Annotated in this window: 18 protein-coding genes; 6 read left to right on the forward strand and 12 right to left on the reverse strand. The window is 71.1% G+C overall.

All coding sequences use genetic code 11. The annotated features are described in order from the left end of the window. Positions 1–2 precede the first annotated feature (2 nt). Positions 3–530 (reverse strand): ricin-type beta-trefoil lectin domain protein, encoded by a 528-nt coding sequence (locus tag ABZ815_RS30180; protein ID WP_357703811.1) that lies wholly within the window; start codon positions 528–530, stop codon positions 3–5. Between the two features lie 158 nt (positions 531–688). Between ABZ815_RS30180 and ABZ815_RS30185 the strand changes: the two genes are divergently transcribed. The 3 genes from ABZ815_RS30185 (at position 689) to ABZ815_RS30195 (ending at position 4714) form a co-directional block, all read left to right on the forward strand. Beyond that, entirely contained in the window at positions 689–3964 is a 3276-nt protein-coding gene (locus ABZ815_RS30185; RefSeq protein ID WP_357703813.1) for an AAA family ATPase, read from the forward strand. A gap of 271 nt (positions 3965–4235) precedes the next feature. Further along, entirely contained in the window at positions 4236–4439 is a 204-nt protein-coding gene (locus ABZ815_RS30190; protein WP_357703814.1) for a hypothetical protein, read from the forward strand. Next, a complete protein-coding gene (locus ABZ815_RS30195; RefSeq protein ID WP_357703816.1) occupies positions 4439–4714 on the forward strand; it encodes a group II intron maturase-specific domain-containing protein in 276 nt (91 codons plus the stop codon). The genes ABZ815_RS30190 and ABZ815_RS30195 overlap by 1 nt, the downstream gene beginning before the upstream one ends. Before the next feature lie 203 nt (positions 4715–4917). Here ABZ815_RS30195 and ABZ815_RS30200 read toward each other — a convergent pair whose 3' ends face one another. Beyond that, positions 4918–5694, reverse strand: a complete 777-nt coding sequence (locus ABZ815_RS30200; RefSeq protein WP_357703818.1) for a hypothetical protein — start codon at positions 5692–5694, stop codon at positions 4918–4920. 464 nt (positions 5695–6158) lie between these two features. Here ABZ815_RS30200 and ABZ815_RS30205 point away from each other — a divergent pair, with 464 nt between their 5' ends. Further along, positions 6159–6398, forward strand: coding sequence for a hypothetical protein (locus tag ABZ815_RS30205; RefSeq protein ID WP_357703820.1), 240 nt, complete (start codon positions 6159–6161; stop codon positions 6396–6398). A 626-nt stretch (positions 6399–7024) separates the two neighbouring features. On the opposite strand, the gene ABZ815_RS30210 is transcribed toward ABZ815_RS30205, so the two are convergent. From ABZ815_RS30210 to ABZ815_RS30225, 4 genes are all read right to left on the reverse strand, one after another. Continuing rightward, entirely contained in the window at positions 7025–7870 is an 846-nt protein-coding gene (locus ABZ815_RS30210; protein WP_357703822.1) for a hypothetical protein, read from the reverse strand. Between the two features lie 67 nt (positions 7871–7937). Further along, entirely contained in the window at positions 7938–9005 is a 1068-nt protein-coding gene (locus tag ABZ815_RS30215) for a CU044_5270 family protein (protein WP_357703824.1), read from the reverse strand. Then, a complete protein-coding gene (locus ABZ815_RS30220; RefSeq protein ID WP_357703826.1) occupies positions 8998–9564 on the reverse strand; it encodes an RNA polymerase sigma factor in 567 nt (188 codons plus the stop codon). Before ABZ815_RS30220 ends, ABZ815_RS30215 begins: the two co-directional genes overlap by 8 nt. Continuing rightward, positions 9522–9953 carry an AAA family ATPase gene (locus ABZ815_RS30225; RefSeq protein WP_357703828.1) on the reverse strand — a complete coding sequence of 144 codons (432 nt, stop codon included), beginning with the start codon at positions 9951–9953 and terminating at the stop codon, positions 9522–9524. Before ABZ815_RS30225 ends, ABZ815_RS30220 begins: the two co-directional genes overlap by 43 nt. Positions 9954–10107: 154 nt before the next feature. Between ABZ815_RS30225 and vanY-N the strand changes: the two genes are divergently transcribed. Together vanY-N and ABZ815_RS30235 are read left to right on the forward strand one after the other, a co-directional pair. Next, complete coding sequence (vanY-N, locus tag ABZ815_RS30230; protein WP_357703830.1) at positions 10108–10671, forward strand: D,D-peptidase/D,D-carboxypeptidase VanY-N; 564 nt, start codon at positions 10108–10110, stop codon at positions 10669–10671. A gap of 6 nt (positions 10672–10677) precedes the next feature. After that, a complete protein-coding gene (locus ABZ815_RS30235) occupies positions 10678–12534 on the forward strand; it encodes an ATP-binding protein (RefSeq protein ID WP_357703832.1) in 1857 nt (618 codons plus the stop codon). A gap of 1 nt (position 12535) precedes the next feature. On the opposite strand, the gene ABZ815_RS30240 is transcribed toward ABZ815_RS30235, so the two are convergent. The 6 genes from ABZ815_RS30240 to ABZ815_RS30265 all read right to left on the reverse strand — a co-directional run bounded on the left by ABZ815_RS30240 (position 12536) and on the right by ABZ815_RS30265 (position 18668). After that, a complete protein-coding gene (locus ABZ815_RS30240; protein WP_357703834.1) occupies positions 12536–13228 on the reverse strand; it encodes an aspartate/glutamate racemase family protein in 693 nt (230 codons plus the stop codon). Positions 13229–13301: 73 nt separating this feature from the next. After that, positions 13302–14681 carry a UDP-N-acetylmuramoyl-tripeptide--D-alanyl-D-alanine ligase gene (murF, locus tag ABZ815_RS30245; protein WP_357703836.1) on the reverse strand — a complete coding sequence of 460 codons (1380 nt, stop codon included), beginning with the start codon at positions 14679–14681 and terminating at the stop codon, positions 13302–13304. Continuing rightward, on the reverse strand, positions 14678–15634 hold the full coding sequence (locus ABZ815_RS30250) for a D-alanine--D-alanine ligase family protein (RefSeq protein ID WP_357703837.1): 957 nt from the start codon (positions 15632–15634) through the stop codon (positions 14678–14680). The genes murF and ABZ815_RS30250 overlap by 4 nt, the downstream gene beginning before the upstream one ends. A gap of 15 nt (positions 15635–15649) precedes the next feature. Continuing rightward, positions 15650–16486 carry an AAA family ATPase gene (locus ABZ815_RS30255; RefSeq protein WP_357703839.1) on the reverse strand — a complete coding sequence of 279 codons (837 nt, stop codon included), beginning with the start codon at positions 16484–16486 and terminating at the stop codon, positions 15650–15652. Between the two features lie 13 nt (positions 16487–16499). Beyond that, positions 16500–17984: a Mu transposase C-terminal domain-containing protein gene (locus ABZ815_RS30260; protein ID WP_357703841.1), complete on the reverse strand. Its 1485-nt coding sequence runs from the start codon at positions 17982–17984 to the stop codon at positions 16500–16502. Between the two features lie 39 nt (positions 17985–18023). After that, positions 18024–18668, reverse strand: coding sequence for a recombinase family protein (locus ABZ815_RS30265; RefSeq protein WP_357703843.1), 645 nt, complete (start codon positions 18666–18668; stop codon positions 18024–18026). Positions 18669–18774 lie beyond the last annotated feature (106 nt).

An 18774-nucleotide genomic window follows, 5' to 3' on the forward strand; every position in this document is an offset into this window, starting at 1 on the left:
CGTCAGGCGTCGCAGGACGCCTTCTGGGTGGGCCAGGCCCGCCGGCACCACCGGGTGTTCACGCCGGGCCGGGCGTCACGGGCGACGCGGACGTGCAGGGTGCCCGCCTCGTCGTAGAGGGCGGCCTTGCCGTACCGGTAGGCCAGGATCCTGGCGCCGTCGAACGTCCACCATTGCCCGCTGTCGCCCGGCGCGCAGGGGGTCAGGAGCGCGTCCTGGTTCTTGGGCCCCCGGGCGGTCAGGCATCGGCGGTCGTACCTCTCGTGGTCATTCCGGATCATGAACGTCCCGGGCACCCCTGTGGCCCGGGAGATGTCCTCGACGTGCCAGAGCTGCCACCCGTCCTCGGGCTTGCCGGCCTCCCGGTTGCAGGCCAGGGAGCGGACGTCGTCGCCGTTGTTGGCGTCCAGGCAGTCGCCGGTGCCCGCGTTGACGAACCTGACGACGCCGGTGCCGCCCGCCGCCGGAGCGGCGGTTCCGGCGGGCACCGGCGTGAGCAGCGACAGGGTCAGGGCGACGAGCAGGCGCATGGATCTCCTCGGCTTCTCGGCGGCGTGGCAGGTCCCCAGTCTCGGCGTGGCGATCATTGTCCGGAAGCCCGTTTCGCACCCTGGACAAACTTGATCAAATCGGGGTGAAGACGTATTTTGCGCTGGTTTGTGGTTCTCATGGGACCTAGGGGGAGCGCATGGGACGTCGTGAACAGGTCGTGGATCCGATGGACGGCCCGGTCGCCGCTTTCGCGGTCGAGCTGCGCAAGTTACGGGAGCAGGCGGGGTCCCCGTCCTACCGGGTGATGGCCGCGCGGGCCCGCTTCGCCGCCTCCACGCTGGCGCAGGCCGCCGCCGGGGAGAGGCTGCCGACTCTGCCGGTCACGTTGGCCTACGTCCGCGCCTGTGGCGGCGACGAGCGGGAATGGCGGGTCCGCTGGGAGGAGACCCTGGCCGCCGATCGGGAGTGGGCATCCGTGGCCGCCGCGTGCGAGCGGGCGCCGTACCGGGGGCTGGCCGGCTTCGAGGAGGCCGACCGGGCCTACTTCTTCGGCCGGTCCTCGCTGGTGGAGCGGCTGGCCGGCATGGTGAAGGCGCACCGGATGGTGATGGTGGTCGGCCCGTCGGGCTCCGGCAAATCCTCGCTGCTGCGCGCCGGGCTGGTGCCGGCGCTGCGGCCGCGCGCGGCGCGCGTCGTCACGCCGGGCGTCCATCCGGCCCTGCCCGCCGCCGCCGCGGGGGAGCTGGTCGTGGTCGACCAGTTCGAGGAGGTGTTCACGCTGTGCGAGGACCCCGGCGAGCGTGGGGCGTTCATCGACGCGCTGGTGGCCGCCGAGGGCGGGGTCGTGCTCTCCGTACGCGCGGACTTCTTCGGACGGTGCGCCGACCATCCCCGGCTGATCGAGGCCGTCGGGGACGCCACCGTCCTGGTGGGCCCGATGAGCCCGGCCGAGCTGCGCCAGTCGATCGTCAAGCCCGCGGCCACCGCCGGCCTGATCGTGCAGCGCGAACTGACGGCCCGGATCCTGGAGGAGGTCACCGGGCAGCCCGGCGGCCTGCCGCTGATGTCGCACGCCCTGCTGGAGACCTGGAAACGCCACCACGGCAAGGCACTGACGCTGGCGGCGTACGAAGCCGCGGGCGGCATCGCGGGCGCGGTCGCCCGCACCTCCGAGGAGCTTTACGCCGGCCTGACCCCGGCCCAGCAGGACAGGCTGCGCCACCTGCTGCTGCGGCTGGTCATGCCCGGCGAGGCGGGCGCGCAACCCACCCGCCGCCCGGTACGGCGCTCGGAGCTGCTGACCGGCGACCCCCGCGACCCGGGCCCCCTCCTGCTCGAGCGCCTGACCGCCGCCCGCCTCGTCACCCAGGACGGCGACACGGTCAACCTGGCCCACGAGGCCCTGCTGACCGCCTGGCCCCGGCTGCGCGCCTGGGCCGAGGAGGACCGCGAACGCCTGAGAGTGCACCGGCGGCTCACCGAGGCGGCCGACATGTGGGAGGAGCACGGCCGCGACCCCGGCGCCCTCTACCGGGGGCTGCGCCTTGAGCTGGCCCGCGAACACCTCACGGCCCGGACCCTCACCCCGGCCGAACGCGCCTTCCTGTCCGCCAGCGACGGCGAGCGCAGGAAGGGCAGGCGGCGCACCGCGGTCCTGGCCGTCCTGGCGGTGTTCCTGCTGGTCACGACGTCCCTCATCTGGCAGCGGAGCCTGGTGAACGGCCAGCAGAAGCGGGAGCTGCACGCCCGCGGCATCGCCGGGACGGCCGAGACCCTGCCCCTGTCGGAACCGTCCCTGGCCATGCGGCTCAGCCTGGCCGCCTGGAAGCTGGCCGACCTCCCCGAGACCCGCGCGGCCCTCCGCGCGGCGAGCCTCCAGCCGCAGCAGGACGTCTTCGCCGACCAGGACACCTCCCCGGACACCCGGCGGAGCCTGAGCGCCGACGGCCGCTGGCTGATCAGCGCCACCGCCACCCGGGTCACCCGCTGGGACCTGCGCACCCACCAGCCCCAGGTCACCGTCGCGCCGGTCCACTCCGACGCGGCGGCGCCGCCGCTCGTGTGCAGACCCGGCGAACCGCTGCGCCTGCCCGACCCCGCGACCGGCCGCCTCGCCGCCCCCGCCTGGGCTCCCACCCCGACCGCCGAGCAGTGCCGCGAGGGACGCCTGCGCCTCTCCCCGGACGGACGGACGCTGCTCATGGCCACCCCCGCCCTGGTCAGGGTGTGGGACGTGGCCTCGGGAACGGAGGCCGCCGCACTCAGCGCGCCGGGCGTGCGCGAGATCGGCTTCAGCGCCGACGGCGCCTTCGTCGCGACCGCCGGCGAGGACGAGCTCCAGGTGCGCGCCACGAACCACCTCCAAGGAGTGCTCCTGCGGCACCCGCTCCACGGCGACGTGGTCGACGACCTCTGGATCGGCCCCGACGCCGGGGAGATCCGCTACCTGACCGGCCCGACCGTGCAGACCCTGCGCGTCGGCTCGGCCTTCACCCGCGACTGGCGCGAGGAGAGGGCGACCTCCGCCGCCTTCAGCCCGGACGGCAGGAGCCTGCTCCTCACGTACCGGGACCGTGTCGAGCTGCGCGACGCGAGGACCGGACAAGAGCTGCCCGGTCCGCCCCGGCCCTCCTGCCCGACGCCGTGCTGGATGCAGGCCGCCTTCAGCCCCGACGGCCGGATCCTCGCCTACGGCGACGCCTACGCCGCCTCCTTCACCGCGACGCTGTGGGACCTGGCCGGCCGGCGGATCACCGGCCAGTCGCCGCCCTTCCGCCACGGCGGGCCGCTCGCCTTCGCCCAGAACGGCGAGCTGCTGCTCATCAGCGGCGCCTCGGTCGGGCAGGAGGCGCTCACGAGCTGGAACACGCGCACCGGGGCCGTCACCACGACCCCTGGCGTCACCGGCAGCCGGATCGCCGTCGCCCCGCGGGGCGAACGCCTGCTGACCGACCAGGGCGACGTCGCCTCGCTCCCGCCGCTGCGGCGGGCCGGCGGCGGCCCCGGCCCTGGCCCCGCGGAGGCGCTGGCCTTCAGCCCCGACGGCCGGATCCTCGCCACCGGCGACACCAGAGGACGAACCGCCCTCTGGGACGGCGACCTCCGCCGCAACCTGGGCACGCTGCCCCCCACCGCCCCCGGAGCCGTGACCGCGCTGGCCTTCTCTTCGGACGCCGGCTTGCTCGCCGTCGGCACGGAGGGAGGCGTCGTCCAACTGTGGGACACCGCTGGCCGCCGGCCTGTCGGCCCGCCCCTCGCCACGCCGGGCGGCGCGGTCCTCGCGCTGTCCCTCAGCGGCGACGCGCTGTCGGTGGCCGGCAAACACCTGCCCTTCCAGCGCTACGACCTCAGCGCCGCCGGGGCTGCGAGCACCGTATGCCGGCGGGTCGGCCGCGGGCTCGATCGGGAGGAATGGGCGAGGTACTTCCCGGACTTCCCCTACCAGCCGACCTGCGGGCCGCAGGATCGCTGACAGGCTTGGGAACGGCCCAGCCTCGGGTGCCGTTGAGGCCTGGTGCTAGCGCCAGGATCTCCGCGGCTCTGGCCGCCGTCTCGTAGAGCATCCGCCACAGCGCAGCTCCGTCGGGAGTGGGAGCCGGAGGAGCTGATCGCGGCGTGGACGCTGCTCGACGGCGACTGGGAGCTGGTGGGGAACAAGACGGGCGCGACGCGGGGCAGGTGAAGGTCGACCTGGTCTTGTTCGCGGAGTACCGGGAGTCGGCGGATGAGGATGTGCTGGCCGAGTGGCTGGCGGATTCGGCGCGGTTGCTCTGTGGGAGCTGGCCACGGGTGAGGACGGGTTCCTGCTCGAGCTGAAGTCCGACCCCGGACGGCTGGGGCTGGAGACGCTGCTGGAGGAGATCGTCAAGCTGCGGCGGGCCAAGGCGCTGGGGCTGAGTACAAGCGGGAAATGCGAGGGACGAACAAGCACTACGTCTACACCTTGATGTCCAAGAAGGCGATCCAATCGATCAAGGACAAGGTGAAGGCGAAGACCTACAGGTCAACCCGCCATATGAACCTGGCCGAGCTGATCATCAGCCTCAACCGGCTCTTGCGCGGGTGGGCGAACTACTTCCGCCATACGGTGGCGAAGAACATGTTCAATACGATCGACTCCTTTGCCTGGCGTCGTGTCGCGAACTGGATCTTCCGCAAACACTCGCTGCTCAGCCGTCAGGCGACGCGCCGCCGATTCTGCCGGCCGGGGCACCCACCGTGAGCAATCACGACAGGGCGCCCCGGTCCGACCCGGCAACGGCGTTGATCGTGCTGTGACTTGCCTGGTCGATGCTGGGCGGACATGACACACTCCCCGATGCACATCGACGAACTGGTCGACGGGTACAGCTCCTCGTCATACAGCGGGTTGCCGTACCTGGACAGGACCACGGTGGCGCGGCAGGCGTGCAGGCCATTACCGGCTCACGTGTGACAGACGACCTTGGTGAGCAGCGTGCCAGGAGGCAGGCCGCCGATCAGGTCGTCGACGAAGCGCCGCCACTCCAGCGCCCGTGCTTCCTCCACGTCGGCCCGCAGTCCGCGATCGCCGCGTTCGTGCCAGCGCCCGCCCTCGACGAGACAGGCCGGATGCCAGCCCGTCCGCAGCAGGTACTCCTCGCGGGTGAATCCGCCGATCTGGATCTCGTCGAGCGAGTCGCGGTGCTCGGCGGCCTGGTAGGCGTCCCAGGCGCGCCCCGCTGCTTCGGCCGACTCCCGCTCCATGGCGGCGAAGTCGATCTCCTCGACCACCGACTGCGCGCCGTATAGCACCTCACCGGGCCTGCCTCGACGCCAGAGCCGCGCGTGGTCGCGGATGTCGGGCCAGCCGGCGTAGGCGGCCTCGTCGAGGACGACCGCGCCACCCGGCCTGGTCCGTAGCGGCCACCACTCGCTGTTGACAAACCAGTAGTCCCAGCGCGCCAACGGGTTCTCGTGGGAGTAGAAGTACCAGCCGCGCTCGTCCTTGTCGATCTCGTCGCGCTCGCCGAGGAACTCGTCGAAGGTGCTGCGCACGTACGCGGCGATCGCGGCCTCGTCCGCGTCGGGCCCCAGGCGCCCGGCCCATATGCCCTGCACGAATCCGTCCTGGAGCTCGTCCTCGGTGATGTAGCGGCGGAAGGCGCCCACCCGGGTGCGTTTCGCATACGGCGCGAGCTGCCGCCCGACCTCGGGCCCGATGACGAGCACTTCGAACTTCACGTGATCATTATGGCGTCGAGAATTCGGGGCCGGAATTGCGATTCGGGCCCTTTGATGCAGGCCGTCCTGCGCGATCGCCTTCGACGAAGCTCTGCCGCGACCCAGCGGCCCCCAAAGCGGATCCATAGCGAGGCCGCGCATACTCGTGGTCGCGCACAGCCGAACAGGGGGCCGTCGACGCTCACCCCGACCCAGCCAAGGTGCCGGCGGGCGGGCTGCCGATTGTCCGAACGGCGAAAGGGGCTACCAGACAATCGGCGGGATGCTGAGACTGAGGGCCTGCCGGCGACCTGACGACGTGGGGGATGTCGATATGGGCGCCGACAGGCGAAGGCTGTGAACTGCCTGTTCCTGCTCAGGCTGGAACAGCAGGACAGGCGGCGGCCCAGCGTCATGCACTGGATCGCGTGCCCATCCCGGGCACGGGCGGAGATCACACATCGAGAGTGACGAAAGGTGACGGCATGACCAAGACGACGCTCAAACTGGCCGCGATCGGGCTGCTGACCGCGGCGGGGCTCGGCCTGGCCGCCGGCCCGGCAGCCGCCAAGGAGGAACCCTGGCCCAGCAGCGGCGGGATCGCCCCCATGGGCGAGGGAGCCTGGCCCGGCAAGGGCGGGATCGCCCCGAAGGAGGACTACTACCCCGGCGGCGGCACGGTCGCCCCGATGAAGGAGGACTTCTACCCCGGCACCGGCGGCTGAGGCCCGTGCTGGATTTCCGGCCCGGAGCGTGAGCAAGGCCAGGCTTCCACCTCTGCCAAGGTGTGAGCCTGGCCTGCATGGGCCTGAGCGGCCCCCTGTCTGAGACTTGTCCCGGGCAAGGTACATCCGCGGCGACCGGATGTACCTTGACATCGGCGTGGCGGGCGCCTGCCACGCTCGCGAGTTCGGCGGCTGGGTGATGTGTTCGTGGGGAACCACCAGGATGGCGGGCGCGGGCCCGCCTGGACGTACCGTCAGTTTGCAGGCCAATGCGGCCGCAGAGCTGCCGGGCCTTGTCGCTGGCGTTCATCAACAGCCTGGTCGCGGCGTAGCGTCAGCAGCCTTGGTCATGTGGTGATTCGTCCCAAGGTGTTCGTTCCTCGCTGGCACCGCCAACGACTCCTGCGAGTCCCTACGCGTCCGCGCGCGGACGCGTAGGCGCCAGATCGACGTCATGAGGGATCCCGGCCCGGCACATCGGGCACCAGGGCCGCCCCGATCGGGGGTTCAGGTCGGCGCCGCCGGCTCCGATGAAGGGGGCCGTTCGCCGAGCTGTGAACGGCCCCCTCCATCACCTCGAACGTCGCTCGCTTACCCCGAGTGACCAGGCCTCAGGCCCACCCCGGTCAGAGCGCGAAGTCCACGGCGAACCTCTGGTACACCTGCTCCTTGGCCGTCTTCGCCTTGGACGAGTAGGCGGCGTAGAAGGACTTGCCGCATTCCAGGTCCTTCAGCGCCGTCTTGATCTCCTTCTCCAGGTACGGCTTGGCCTGCTCCGGCTTCAGCGGCGGAATCAGGGCCAGGGTGCGGCCCTCGGGCGCCTTCGGCAGCGAGCCCTTGTACAGTTTCCTGGCGACCTGCGTGGCCTGCTTCACGAACGCCGACCGACCGCGTTCGGCCAGGACCGAAGGCCTGGTGTCGCTGATGCCCAGGCACGCGCCGAACCGCTTGCCGAGCCGCGCGAGCCGCTCGTCCTTGTCGAGAGCGGCCACGGACTTGTCCAGTGCCGCGTTGAGCTGGGTGAGGTAGTCGCCCCGCTGCGAGGTGACGGTGAGGCTCAGGTGCTTCTCGGCCGCCTCGGCGAAGCAGGCGTCGTCGGCCGCGCGCCACTTCTTGAGCTCGTCCGCCGGCATCGCCATCAGGTTCTTGTTGTTCACGCTTTCCCCGGACACCGGGTTGACCGCCGGGTCACCCGGATAGACCAGCCTGGACCAGACGCCGAACCCGTACTTGGCCCGGTACGCGCGCAGCGCCTCATGGTCGCCGGCCAGCCGCTCTAGCTCTCCCGGCTGCCACTTGCGCTTGACGATCGGCTCGGCCAGGTAGGTGAGCCCCTTCTCCTGCATGCAGGCCACCCTGGTCTGCTCCATGGCGGCCTTCTTCTCGTAGGCGGCCTGCGTCTCCGGTGAGGGGAGAGCGCTGAACGTACCGATGAGCAGGGTGGCTGCGACAGCCTTCGCTGCGATCAACATGGTTTGCTCCTTTATTGGGGCATGCGAAACAGAACTTCCGGCCGAAAGGCCGGATCGGGGGAAAATCTCAGCAGGGGATCTGCACGCGGGACGCGTTCGGCGACACCTCGGGCAGACCGGGGACGACATCGACGGCGAGCACCGCGGTGCCGTTCACCTTGCCTCTCCGCTCGATGACCTCGCCGAAGGGCATTTTCGCCTTTCTGTCCGCGGTGTTCACTGTGCGCTCGCCCAGGTAGCGATAGGTGCGCTTGTCGAAGATCAGGTCCGAGCGCCTGCCGTCGCCCTGGTCCATCCCGACGGCCAGGCCGGGCCGACCGGCGACGTCCACGGCGTCGGGGATGAGCACGATGCCGTCCAGCCCCGCGGCCACCTGGTAGAGCGCGGCGCTCAGACTGGGGCGAACCACTGACTCGGTGACCAGGCCCTGGAGGGAGGACCACATGCGCAGCGGATCCGGGCCCATGTCGGCCACGATCTTCGCGCGCACCTGCGCGGGGTCCGTGGGCCAGCTGCGCAGCCGGGCGTAGGCCGGTTGGCCGGGGCAGGCCGCGGGTTCGTACACGGTGTCCTCGACGCCGTGGTCCCAGCGGTTGCGGGGCGCCGGTCCCGTGGCCGACACGGACTGCTCGCGGCTCAGCCAGGGCTTGCCGACGTCAGCGGCCTCCCAGCGTTCCTCGTTGACCATCACCTTCGTGTACTGCCGCGTGCCGGCCTCGTCCGGCGCGAACAGGCTGCGCTGGGCCAGCATTCTGGTGTGCACGTACTGGCCGGAGGCCGGCACCGTGTCCGGCTGCTCGGCGGCGGCCCGCGCGGCCAGCTTGAGCAGCGTCTGAGCGTCGGCGGGCGGCGCGGCGAGCGGGTTGCCCGGGTCGGTGCCGCCCAGGCCCACCTGGGCGGCGAGGATGCCAACGGTGAGCGCCGCTGCCATGGCGCCGGCCAGGGCGACTCGCCTGGTACGCAGGAAGGCGCCGGGACGGGCGAGCACCCCACGGCCACGCGGTCGGGCGAGCACTCCCCGTCCGCCGGGACGGGCGATCGTGGACATCAGGGCAGCCCGGGCCGCCGCCAGGTCGTGCGCGCTCGGCTCGGGCTCATCGGCCCACAGGCGGCCGAGGTCCTCCATCTCATTCATGGTCCGTCCCTTCCAGAGCCTGCCGGATCTTCCTGCGCGCCCGGTTGAGCCGGGAGCGGACAGTCCCGACCGGGACGTCCAGCGCCTCGGCCACCGCCTCGTACGTCAGCCCCGCCCACGCCACCAGCAGCAGCGTGTCCCGGTCGCCGGCGCCTAACCCGGCCAGGGCGGCCACCAGCGGCTTGTTCACCGCGAGCGTGTTCACGCTGTCCTCCACCAGCCCGCCGCCGATCTCCGCCGGATGTACGCCACCACGCACGTACGCCCGGTAACGGGCCTCCTCACGCCTGCGCCTCTTGCCGATCACGTTCGAGGCGATGCCGTACAACCAGGGCCGGGCGTCGTCCTGGCAGGACCGGTAGCGGTGCCGGTGCTCGAACGCCGCCAGGAACGTCTCGGACACCACGTCCTCGGCCGCTCCCGGACCGAGCCTGCGCGCCGCGTAACGGTGCAGGGCGGGAGCATGCCGGTCGAACAGCGCGGCGAATGCCTGCGGCTCCCGCAGGGAGCGGTGGATCAGGTCGCTGTCGGCGGCCTCGGCTGTCGCCGGTTCGGCCATGAACGGGTCAGCTCCTTATCGCGGGTCCGGGCAGATTCACCTGTTCTTACCGCTGCTCCGCCGAAAGGTTCACACCGGCGCCCTGCGATTTCTGCCGAGGCAGCGGCTCTGCGTCTGTCCTCTACAACAAATTCCTCGCGGTAGTCGGGGGCCTGTGGGAAGGTCCTGACAGGCAGGCAGGCCTCGCGCTCATGCGGCGCCTGAAGTCCCCTTGTGTCTTGTGATTGGACTCGTGTCGCTCTCTGTTGAGGAGCACGAACCAAGCACCGCAGCTGGACCGGGTCGCCGATCAGCACCACCTTGGTGACGGTGCGTCTGGCCTCGCTCAGCAGGGCGGCCAGTTGCCGGTCATCGACGATCGCGCCTTCGTCGACCACTCGGACGTTCACGCCGTCCCCGGGGCCGCCGGTGATGCGCCGCAGCCAGGCCGCGGCTCTCCCACGCCGAACGCTCGACGGTGAGAGGCGCCCAGACTGGGGCCGTCGACAAACGGTGACATTCGGCGGACGACGCGCTCATATTTGGCGCCAATGGTGGTTCGTCATGGACGAACCACGCACCATCCCTCCCCGGCCCCGAGACAGGCTGTACGCCGCGGCCACGCTGGTGCTCGCCGTGCTGCTGCTGCCGCCAGCCTTCGTTCGCCATCCAGGCCGCGCCCGCGAACTGGCCTGCCGCTGGGCGTTGCGGATGCGATTCCCCGCCGAGAACCTCGCCGGGCTCACCGACGGCGCGATGGCCGCGTTCACCGCGGCACGCACCGAGGCGCTGTGGCGTCACGGCCAGCTCATCGGCGTCACCTCCGGATACCGCGACCCCGTCGTCCAGCAGCGGATGTTCGACGACGAGGTGCGCCGCTCCGGCTCTCCGTTCCTGGCCCGCATGCTCGTGCTGCCACCGGCCGAGTCCAGCCACGTCAAGGGCATCGCCCTGGACGTGCGCCCGCACGAAGGCGCTCGCTGGCTGGAGGAACACGGCGCCCGTTACGACCTCTACCGCCTGTACGACAACGAGTGGTGGCATTTCGAGCACCGCCCGGACAGGCGGGGCATACCGCCGCGACGGCTCCCCCACCCCGGCGTGCACCACCTCTTCGAGAAGGGGTAGCGATCCATGTCCGGTTCTCTGGGGCGGCGGCTGCGCGCGGCGCGCGAGATGGCGTTCGTGGGGCGGGAGGAGGAGCTCGCGGTTTTCACCACGGCGCTGTACAGCGGCGCCCGCAGCGTCCTGTACGTGCACGGTCCGGGCGGCATCGGGAAGTCGGCCCTGCTGCGGCGCTTCGCCGACGAGGCCGAGACGGCGGGGCGGCCCGTGTCCATGTTGGACGAGCGCCTGATGGACCCGGCGGCCTGCCAGGACGACGCAGTGCTGCTGTTCGACGGTTTCGACCGCGTGCAGAGCCTGGAGGGGTGGCTGCGCGAGCGGTTCCTGCCGCGGGTGCCCGCGGGGGCGCTGGTGGTGATCGCGGGACGGAACCCGCCGGATGTGCGCTGGCAGGCGGACCCGGCATGGGCGGGGTCGCTGGAGGTGCTGCCGCTGCGCGATCTGCGGGCCACGGACGCGCACACCCTGCTGGACGCCGCCGGCGTGCCGGCCGAGGTGCGCGAGCCGCTGCTCGCCTTCGCCGGCGGTCACCCGCTGGCGCTGCTCCTGGGGGCGGCCGTGGCGGCGAAGGACGGCGGGCGATGGAGGCCTGATCAGGACCTGGTGGCCGAGTTGCTGGATCAGCTGGTGGGCGAGCTGCCCTCGGCCGCGCACCGGCGTGCCCTGGAGCTCTGCGCGCACGCGTACACGACGACGGAGGACCTGCTGCGGGCGGCCTTCCCCGAGGACGCGGGGACGCTGTTCCGCTGGCTGCGGCGGTTGCCGTTCGTCGAATCGAGCGGTCTCGGGCTGTTCCCGCACGGCGTGGTCCGGCGGCTGCTGGAGGCGGACCTGCGCTGGCGGGACCCCGAGGCGTACACGGTGATGCACGAGCGCGTGCACGTGCGCGTGGCGGACAGGGTGCGTACGGCGAGCGACGCGGACGTGCCCGGCGCGGTGGCGGCACTGCTCCATCTCCACCACGGGCCGCCTACCGGCGACGGCGAGTTCCAGGAAGAGGCCTTGCCACAGGCGGAGGCCAGCATCCTGGTACAGGCAGCGGCATTCTGGGTGGAGCGTCAGCCGGAAGCGTTCCGCCTCTATCGAAGCGCCGAGACGGGCGAGCCGGTGGCTCTCTCCGCGTGGCTGCGGTTGACGGAGCTCGATGAGGAGGAGCTGGCGGCCGATCCCGTCGTGGCCGCGGCGTGGGCGCACGCGCGCGCCACCACCCCGCTGCGCGCCGGTGAGCACCTGGCGGTCAGCAGGCAGTGGGTGCTTCCGCCGTACCGCGGTAACTCGGTGTTGCTGGAACTGATCCAGTGGCGAGCGCTCGGCAACTGTCTGCGGGCCGAACGGCTGGCCTGGTCGTACATCGAAGCACGGACGGAGCGGTATCACGGGATGCGTGACATCTCCGGCGGCCTGTTCGTTCACGACTGGCGGGCGATGCCCGCGCAGGCGTGGCTGGAGCAGATGGTCAGGAGGCCCGCGAGCGGCCCTGGCGCGGCGACGGCGAGACTGGCGGTGCTGTCCAGGGAGGAGTTCGCCGACGCGGTCCGCGGAGCGTTGCGCAGGTTGCCGCGGCCGGACGAGCTGGCCACCTCCCCCCTGACACGCACCAGGCTGGTCGCCGATGAGCAGAATCCCGCCACGGCACTGGGTGACCTGCTGCGCCAGGCGATCGGCGACCTGAGCGAGGACCCGCGCTCGGTCAAGTTCCACCGGGCGCTGTCCGTCACGTTCCTCTGCGGTACGCCCACGCAGGAGCTGGCCGCGGAACGGCTCGGCATCCCCTTCACCACCTACCGCCGCCACCTGGCGGCCGGCATCGAACGGGTCTGCGCCGACCTGTGGCACCGCGAGCTGTACGGCACCAGCCGTACGTGAATCACTCGGCGAGGGCGAAACCGACCGCCGCCTCGGCGTGCAGCCGGGCGCTCGGCAGCACAGGGATCGGGCTGTGCTTCTCACTGATCAGCAGCTCGATCTCCGTGCAGCCCAGGACGACGCCCTCCGCGCCGTCGTCGGCGAGGTCCTGGATGATCCGCGCGTAGGCGTCCCTGGACGTTTCCCTGATCACCCCGCGCACCAGCTCGTCGAAGATCACGTCGTGGACCAGCTTCCGCTGTTCGCGACGCGGGACGACCACCTCGACGCCGTGGGCGGCCAGCCGATCCAGGTAGAAGGGCTCCTCCATGGTGAACCTGGTGCCGAGCAGGCCGACCTTGCGCATGCCCCTGGCGCGGATCTCGGCGCCCACGGTGTCGGCGATATGCAGCACCGGCACGCCCACGGCCCGCTCCACGTCGTCGCTCACCCGGCTGAAGGTGTTGCTGCAGACGAGCAGGACGTCGGCGCCGGAATCCTCCAGTCGCCTGCCCGCACCGGTCAGCAACGTGCTCACCTCGTCCCAGCGGTCGGCGAAGATGAGGTCCTCGACCGTCGTGTAGTCGACCGACCAGATGAGGCTGTTGGCGGAATGGCTGCCGCCGAGGTGCTCGCGGGTGCGCTGGTTGATGATCTGGTAGTAGATCACCGTCGATTCCCAGCTCAACCCGCCGATAAGACCGATGGTGCGCATGGAACTCCGTTTCGCCGGCTCGTCGCCGGAAGGCTTGACAGGGGGGCTGGTCATTCGGCAGATCAGAAGCTGTTCAGGCGTCGGCCAGCGCGCGGGCGCAGGCGCCGAGCCCGATCTCGCTTGAGGCCTTGACGAACACCACGTCGCCCGGTTCGAGCAGCGAGCCGGCCAGCTCGGTGGCGCCGGACACGTCCTCGACCGTGTGGACGGCCACGCCCCGGTTCGCGGACTCCGCCGCCCACGCCATCGCGAGCGGATCCCCCTCCCCTACCGCGATCAGCACGTCGAAGCGGAGGTCGGCGACGAGCCGGCCGATCTCGGCGTGCCGGGCGCGCGAGGTGTCCGCCTGCTGCCCCATCGCGCCGAGCACGGCGACGGTACGGCGGGCGCCCGCCACCGCCCGCACCGCCCGCAGCCCGGCCTTCATGGACTCGGGGCTGGCGTTGTAGGCGTCGTTGACGATGGTGATGCCGTCTCGTCGTTCGACGATCTCCAACCGGCCCGCGGAGCGCCGCCGGGCGGCGTTCAGTCCCTCGGCGATCTCGGCGGCGCCCAGGCCGAGCGCGGTGGCCACGGCGGCGGCGGCCAGCGCGTTGCCCACCTGATGCTCGCCTATGAGGTCGAGCGTGACCGGGGCGCTGCCGTCCGGCGTCACCAGCTCGAACGCGGGCCGCGCGCGGTCGTCCATCCGCACGCCTTCCGCCCGCACCTGTGCCCCCGCCGCCGCGCCGTACAGCAGGACCTTGGCCCTGGTACGGCCGGCCATCCCGACGACGTACGGGTCGTCGGCGTTGAGCAGCGCGAACCCGTCCGCCGGGAGCGCCTCGACCAGCTCGCCTTTGGCCTCGGCTATGTCGGCCGGCCCGGATCCCATGCGCTCCATGTGCGCGCTGCCGACATTGAGCACCAGCCCAAGCTGCGGTGGCGCGAGTCCGGTCAGGTACGTCAGGTCGCCCTTCCTGCTCGCCCCCATCTCCAGCACCAGGTACCGGGTGGCGGCATCGGCGCGCAGCACGGTGAGCGGCAGGCCGAGCTCGTTGTTGAACGACCTGTCCGTGGCGACCGTCTCGGCGTGCCGTTCGAGCACCTGCGCCAGCAGGTCCTTGGTGGTGGTCTTGCCCACAGAGCCGGTCAGACCGATCACGGTCGGGCTGATGCGTCCGAGCAGGTGCTTGGCCAGCACGCCGAGCGCGAGCTGTACGTCGTCGACCACGAGGGCGGGCACGCCGACGGGCCGCGAGGCCAGCACGGCGACGGCGCCGCCCGCGACGGCACGGGCCGCGTAGTCGTGGCCGTCGACGCGGGCGCCGACCGTCGCGGCGAACAGGCCGCCGGGCACCACCTCGCGCGAATCGACTGCCGCGGGCGCCGTCACCAGCGCCCGCGGATCGTGCACGTCGTGCAGGCTCGCGCCGACGACCTGCGCGATCCTCTCCAGCGTCGTGGCGATCACTTGCCGCTCCGGGCGAACGCGAGGTCGATGAGGCGGCGCAGCAGATCCGGGTACGGGACACCGCTCTCGGCCCAGGCCCTGGCGTAGACGGAACGGGCCGTGAAGCCGGGCATGGTGTTGATCTCCAGCACGTACAGGCGTCCCGACTCCTCCTCGTAGAGGAAGTCGACCCTGGCCAGGCCGTAACCGCCGATCGCCTGGAAGGCGCGCAGCGACATCTCGCGCACGTCCTCGGCCACGTGTTCAGGCAGGACGGCGGGGATCGTGGCGATCTCGGCATTGCTGAGGTACTTGGCCTCGTAGTCGAGCCAGTCGCCTGGCACGAGGAGCTCGCCGGGCAGCGACGCCTCCGGGAAGTCATGACCGCCGAGCACGCTGCAGATGAGCTCGCGCGCGGCTACCTCCTGCTCGACGATGACCAACCGGTCGTGGGTCAGCGCCAGCTCCACACCCGCGCGCAGCTCCTCCATCGTGGTGACACGCGAGATGCCGATGGAGGAGCCCAGACCGGATGGTTTCACGTACATCGGCCAGTCGAGCGACTTCACCAGCCCCCAGGAGTCGATGGTGGCGCGCCATTCGTGCTCGGTGAACCACACACCCGGGGTGACAGGGATGCCCTCCGCCAGGAACGCGCGCCGCATCGCGACCTTGTCCATCGCCACGGCGGAGGCCAGGACGCCGCAACCCACGTACGGGATGCCCAGCGTCTCCAGGTGCCCCTGGACGACGCCGTCCTCGCCGAACGGTCCGTGCAGCACCGGGAAGACCACGTCCACCTGATCGCGTCGCAGCTCCACCGGCCACCTGCCCTGGCGGTCGATGATGACGGGCACGGGCTCGTACAGCTCCTTCGGCAGGGCGTCGAGCACGGCGTGTGCCGACAGCAGCGACACCTCGTGCTCGGCGGACGGCCCGCCGGCCAGCACCGCCACGCGTACGCGTTCTGTCACTATCGATCAGCCTTCCTAGGTGGGACGGTCGCAGGACCTGCCCGCCGAGTGTCGGCATTTCACCTGACCAGTTTCCAGGCCATTCACTGTCCAATTTCCGGCTATGGGCGCATGAGTGGGCCGAAGATGTCCACGCCCATCTCCCAGGCTTGGCGCTGGGAGAGCAGCCGTCCTGCCGCCTGCGGGTGCGCCTGGCTCCACGGTCAGGACGGTGGCTAGTTCGTCGGCGGCCAGGGTGCGGTAGTGGTGGACGAAGCCGATGCGGCTGTAGAGCTGTGGATAGCGGGCCAGGCGCTTTTCGATGCCGGGCATGCCGATGAGGATCAGCCCGAGGCTGCTGCGGTCGTAGAAGTCGCGGACCTGCTCAAGGGCGCGGGTGGTGAGCCGTTCGGATTCATCGATGATGACGAGTTCGGTGTAGAGGCTGGCGCCGTGGAGGTTGGTCTCGCGCTTGGGGTCGTCGATGTTGCGGGCGCGGACCATGGCGTGGCGGTTGGTCAGGTCGGTCAGGTCCGTGAGGGCCCGCCGGGGCGGGGTGTTGATCAGCGGAGTGTAGAGCACGGTGTGCCAGTCGGGCCGGTTGGCTCCGGCGTGGAACCAGTCGGCCAGGGCGTGCGGCATCTCCAGCAGCGGGCGTTGTTCCGGCCAGCGCGCGTAGGAGTGGGCCGACAGGGTCTTGCCGACGCCGGCGGGGCCGTAGCACAGGCCGATGTAGCGGGAGACGCGTACGGTGTCGGCGAACTCGCAGAACCTGCGGTGCTCCTTGGTGGAGATCAGGTTCGGCATCGGCGGGGTGTGGCGTGGCCCACGCCGCACGGCTTTCCGGTTGGGGTTGGAGCGCGCGGTGGTCACGGGCCATGCTCCTCTACTCCTCGGTGTAGATCTTCAACCGGCGCTGCGCGGGGGCCGGTGGGTCGAGCTCGCGGGCGGTCGAGGGAAGGCCGGCGCGGTGGGCGAGCAGCTGGTCGACCAGGGTGCTGCGTTCGGCCAGGTCGCGGGTGAGCTGACGGCGACGGGCGCGCCGGGCCGCGATGATCTCCCGCATGCTGATGGTGGTGCCGGCCAGCTCGGCGCAGATCGCCCGGCAGATGAAGGCGCCACGGTGGAAGATCCGTAGTTCGGCCAGATCGCGGGGGTCGTATCGGATGACGACGCTTTCTCCGACGAACGCGGCCAGCGTGGGATCCAGGTAACGCAGGCCGAACGCGTGGATGCCGTCGGGATGGACCTTGCGGGGCTTGGCCACGGTGAGCAGCAGCAGGTCCAGCTGTTCCAGGGAGTCGGGCATCTGTGGCAGGAACCCGCCCTGCGCCCAGCGAGCGGCCGGTGGCTGGCGGGTCTCGGGGTGGATGCGCCGGTGGTACTCGCCGACGATCCAGGCGTTCAGGGCCTCATCGAGCTGGGTCAGGCTCAGCTGGGCTCGACCCGCGCGGTCGGGCAGGCCGGCGGGCGCGTAGCCGGGCAGCGCCGACAGGCACATCTGATGCACGGTGGCGAACAGCCGCTCGATCTTTCCACGGCCGCGCGGCTGGCCAGGCAGGGAGAACACCAGGCGGATCTTCAAGTCGGCGGCGACCTGTTCCAGGTGCTCTGAGGTGAAGTCGGAACCGTGGTCGGTGTAGAAGACCGCGGGGATCCCGCAAATCTGCCAGTGCGGGTCGCCCTTGCGCCAGATCGCCCGCCGCAGCGCCAGCGCGGTGCCGATGGCGCTGGGGGCCTCCAGGCTCAGCCGGTGGGCGGCGATCGCCCGGGAGTATTCGTCGATGATCAGCGTCAGCCATGGCCTGGCCGGGGTGCCGTCCTCGGTCAAGATGTAGAAGTCCAACTCGGTGTGGTCGGCCTGCCAGCTGGCGTTCGGCGCCTCCACCTCTTGACGGCCGATCAGCTCGAAGGCGTCGGCATAGCGCTTGCGGCCCTCGTGGGCCAAGCACTTGAGCGCCGGATCGAGGGCCTCGATCACGTTGACCACCGTGCGATAGCTGGGTACCGGCCAGCCGTGCTCGGGAGCCAGCTCCTGGATGCGGCGGTGCACCGCGGCCGCGCTGAGCCGCGGCGTGCGCAGGGCCAGGGCCTCAATCACCAGTTGCAGTTGCTCGGGCATGCGCCGCCGGCCGATGTCCTCGCGGGGACGGGGAGCCAGAGCGGCCAGGCCACCCCGGCGGTAGCGCGCCGCCCACCGCCGGGCCGTCCGTACCGAGATCTTGCCCGTGTGGGCGACCTCGGACAACGCGACGGCGGCTTCCAGGTGGGGCTGCAAGATCACAAACCGCCGCACGGCTTCCTCCCGCGCGGCCACAGTCAACTGCGCCAGCGGCGGCGATGGCTCCACCCCCGCGCCGGGCCCGGTCATGGCTTCACGGTAACCGGGACCGGGCCAGCCGGGGAGTGGTCATCCGGCCTCTGGTTGCGCTGCCTCATCGTCGGGCAGATCGCCGGCGAGCAGCGCCGCCTGGGCCTCCTCACGCTGCAGACTCAGCGCCCGGTACAGGGTGGATTTCGCGATGCCGAACCCGGCGGCGACGTCCTCCACCTTGATACCAGAGGCGATCATCGCAGCGGCTGCCGCGCGCTGCTGGGCGGTCGTCTTGGGAGGCCGCCCGTTGGGCAGGCCGCGGGCTTCCTTGGCCGCCCGGGCGCTGGCCGCCCGCTCCAGCATGTAGATCCGCTCCATCTGCGCGAACATCGCCAGCAGCGCGATCGCCATGTCCGCGGCCGGGCCGGGCACGCTGGTGTCCACCGGGATCTGGTCCCTGAGAGTGCGCAGGCCGATGCCGCGCTCGGTCAGCTCGTGGGCCAGGTTGAGGCACTCACGCATGTTGCGCCCGAGCCGATCCAAGGTCACGACGGTGATCCGGTGACCAGCGTGCGGCGGCACGCGGCGCAGCAGGTCCTCCAGGCCGTCACGAGCCATCGTGGCCCCGGTACGCCGATCGGACCAGATGAGTTCCTCGGGGATGCCGGTGGCCTTGAGGGTGTCGATCTGCCGGGTGAGATCTTGAGCGGTGGTGCTGACCCGGGCATAGCCGTAGTCCACGGACCTCACGGTATCGAAAGCTGACGCCGTGACAAGGGTTACGGGAACCGCTTTCGAGACCAACTTATGGGACTGGCCGACCTGCGGGGATGTCTCCGCGGCGACG

Source organism: Nonomuraea sp. NPDC047529 (assembly GCF_040642995.1).
Lineage (GTDB): Bacteria > Actinomycetota > Actinomycetes > Streptosporangiales > Streptosporangiaceae > Nonomuraea.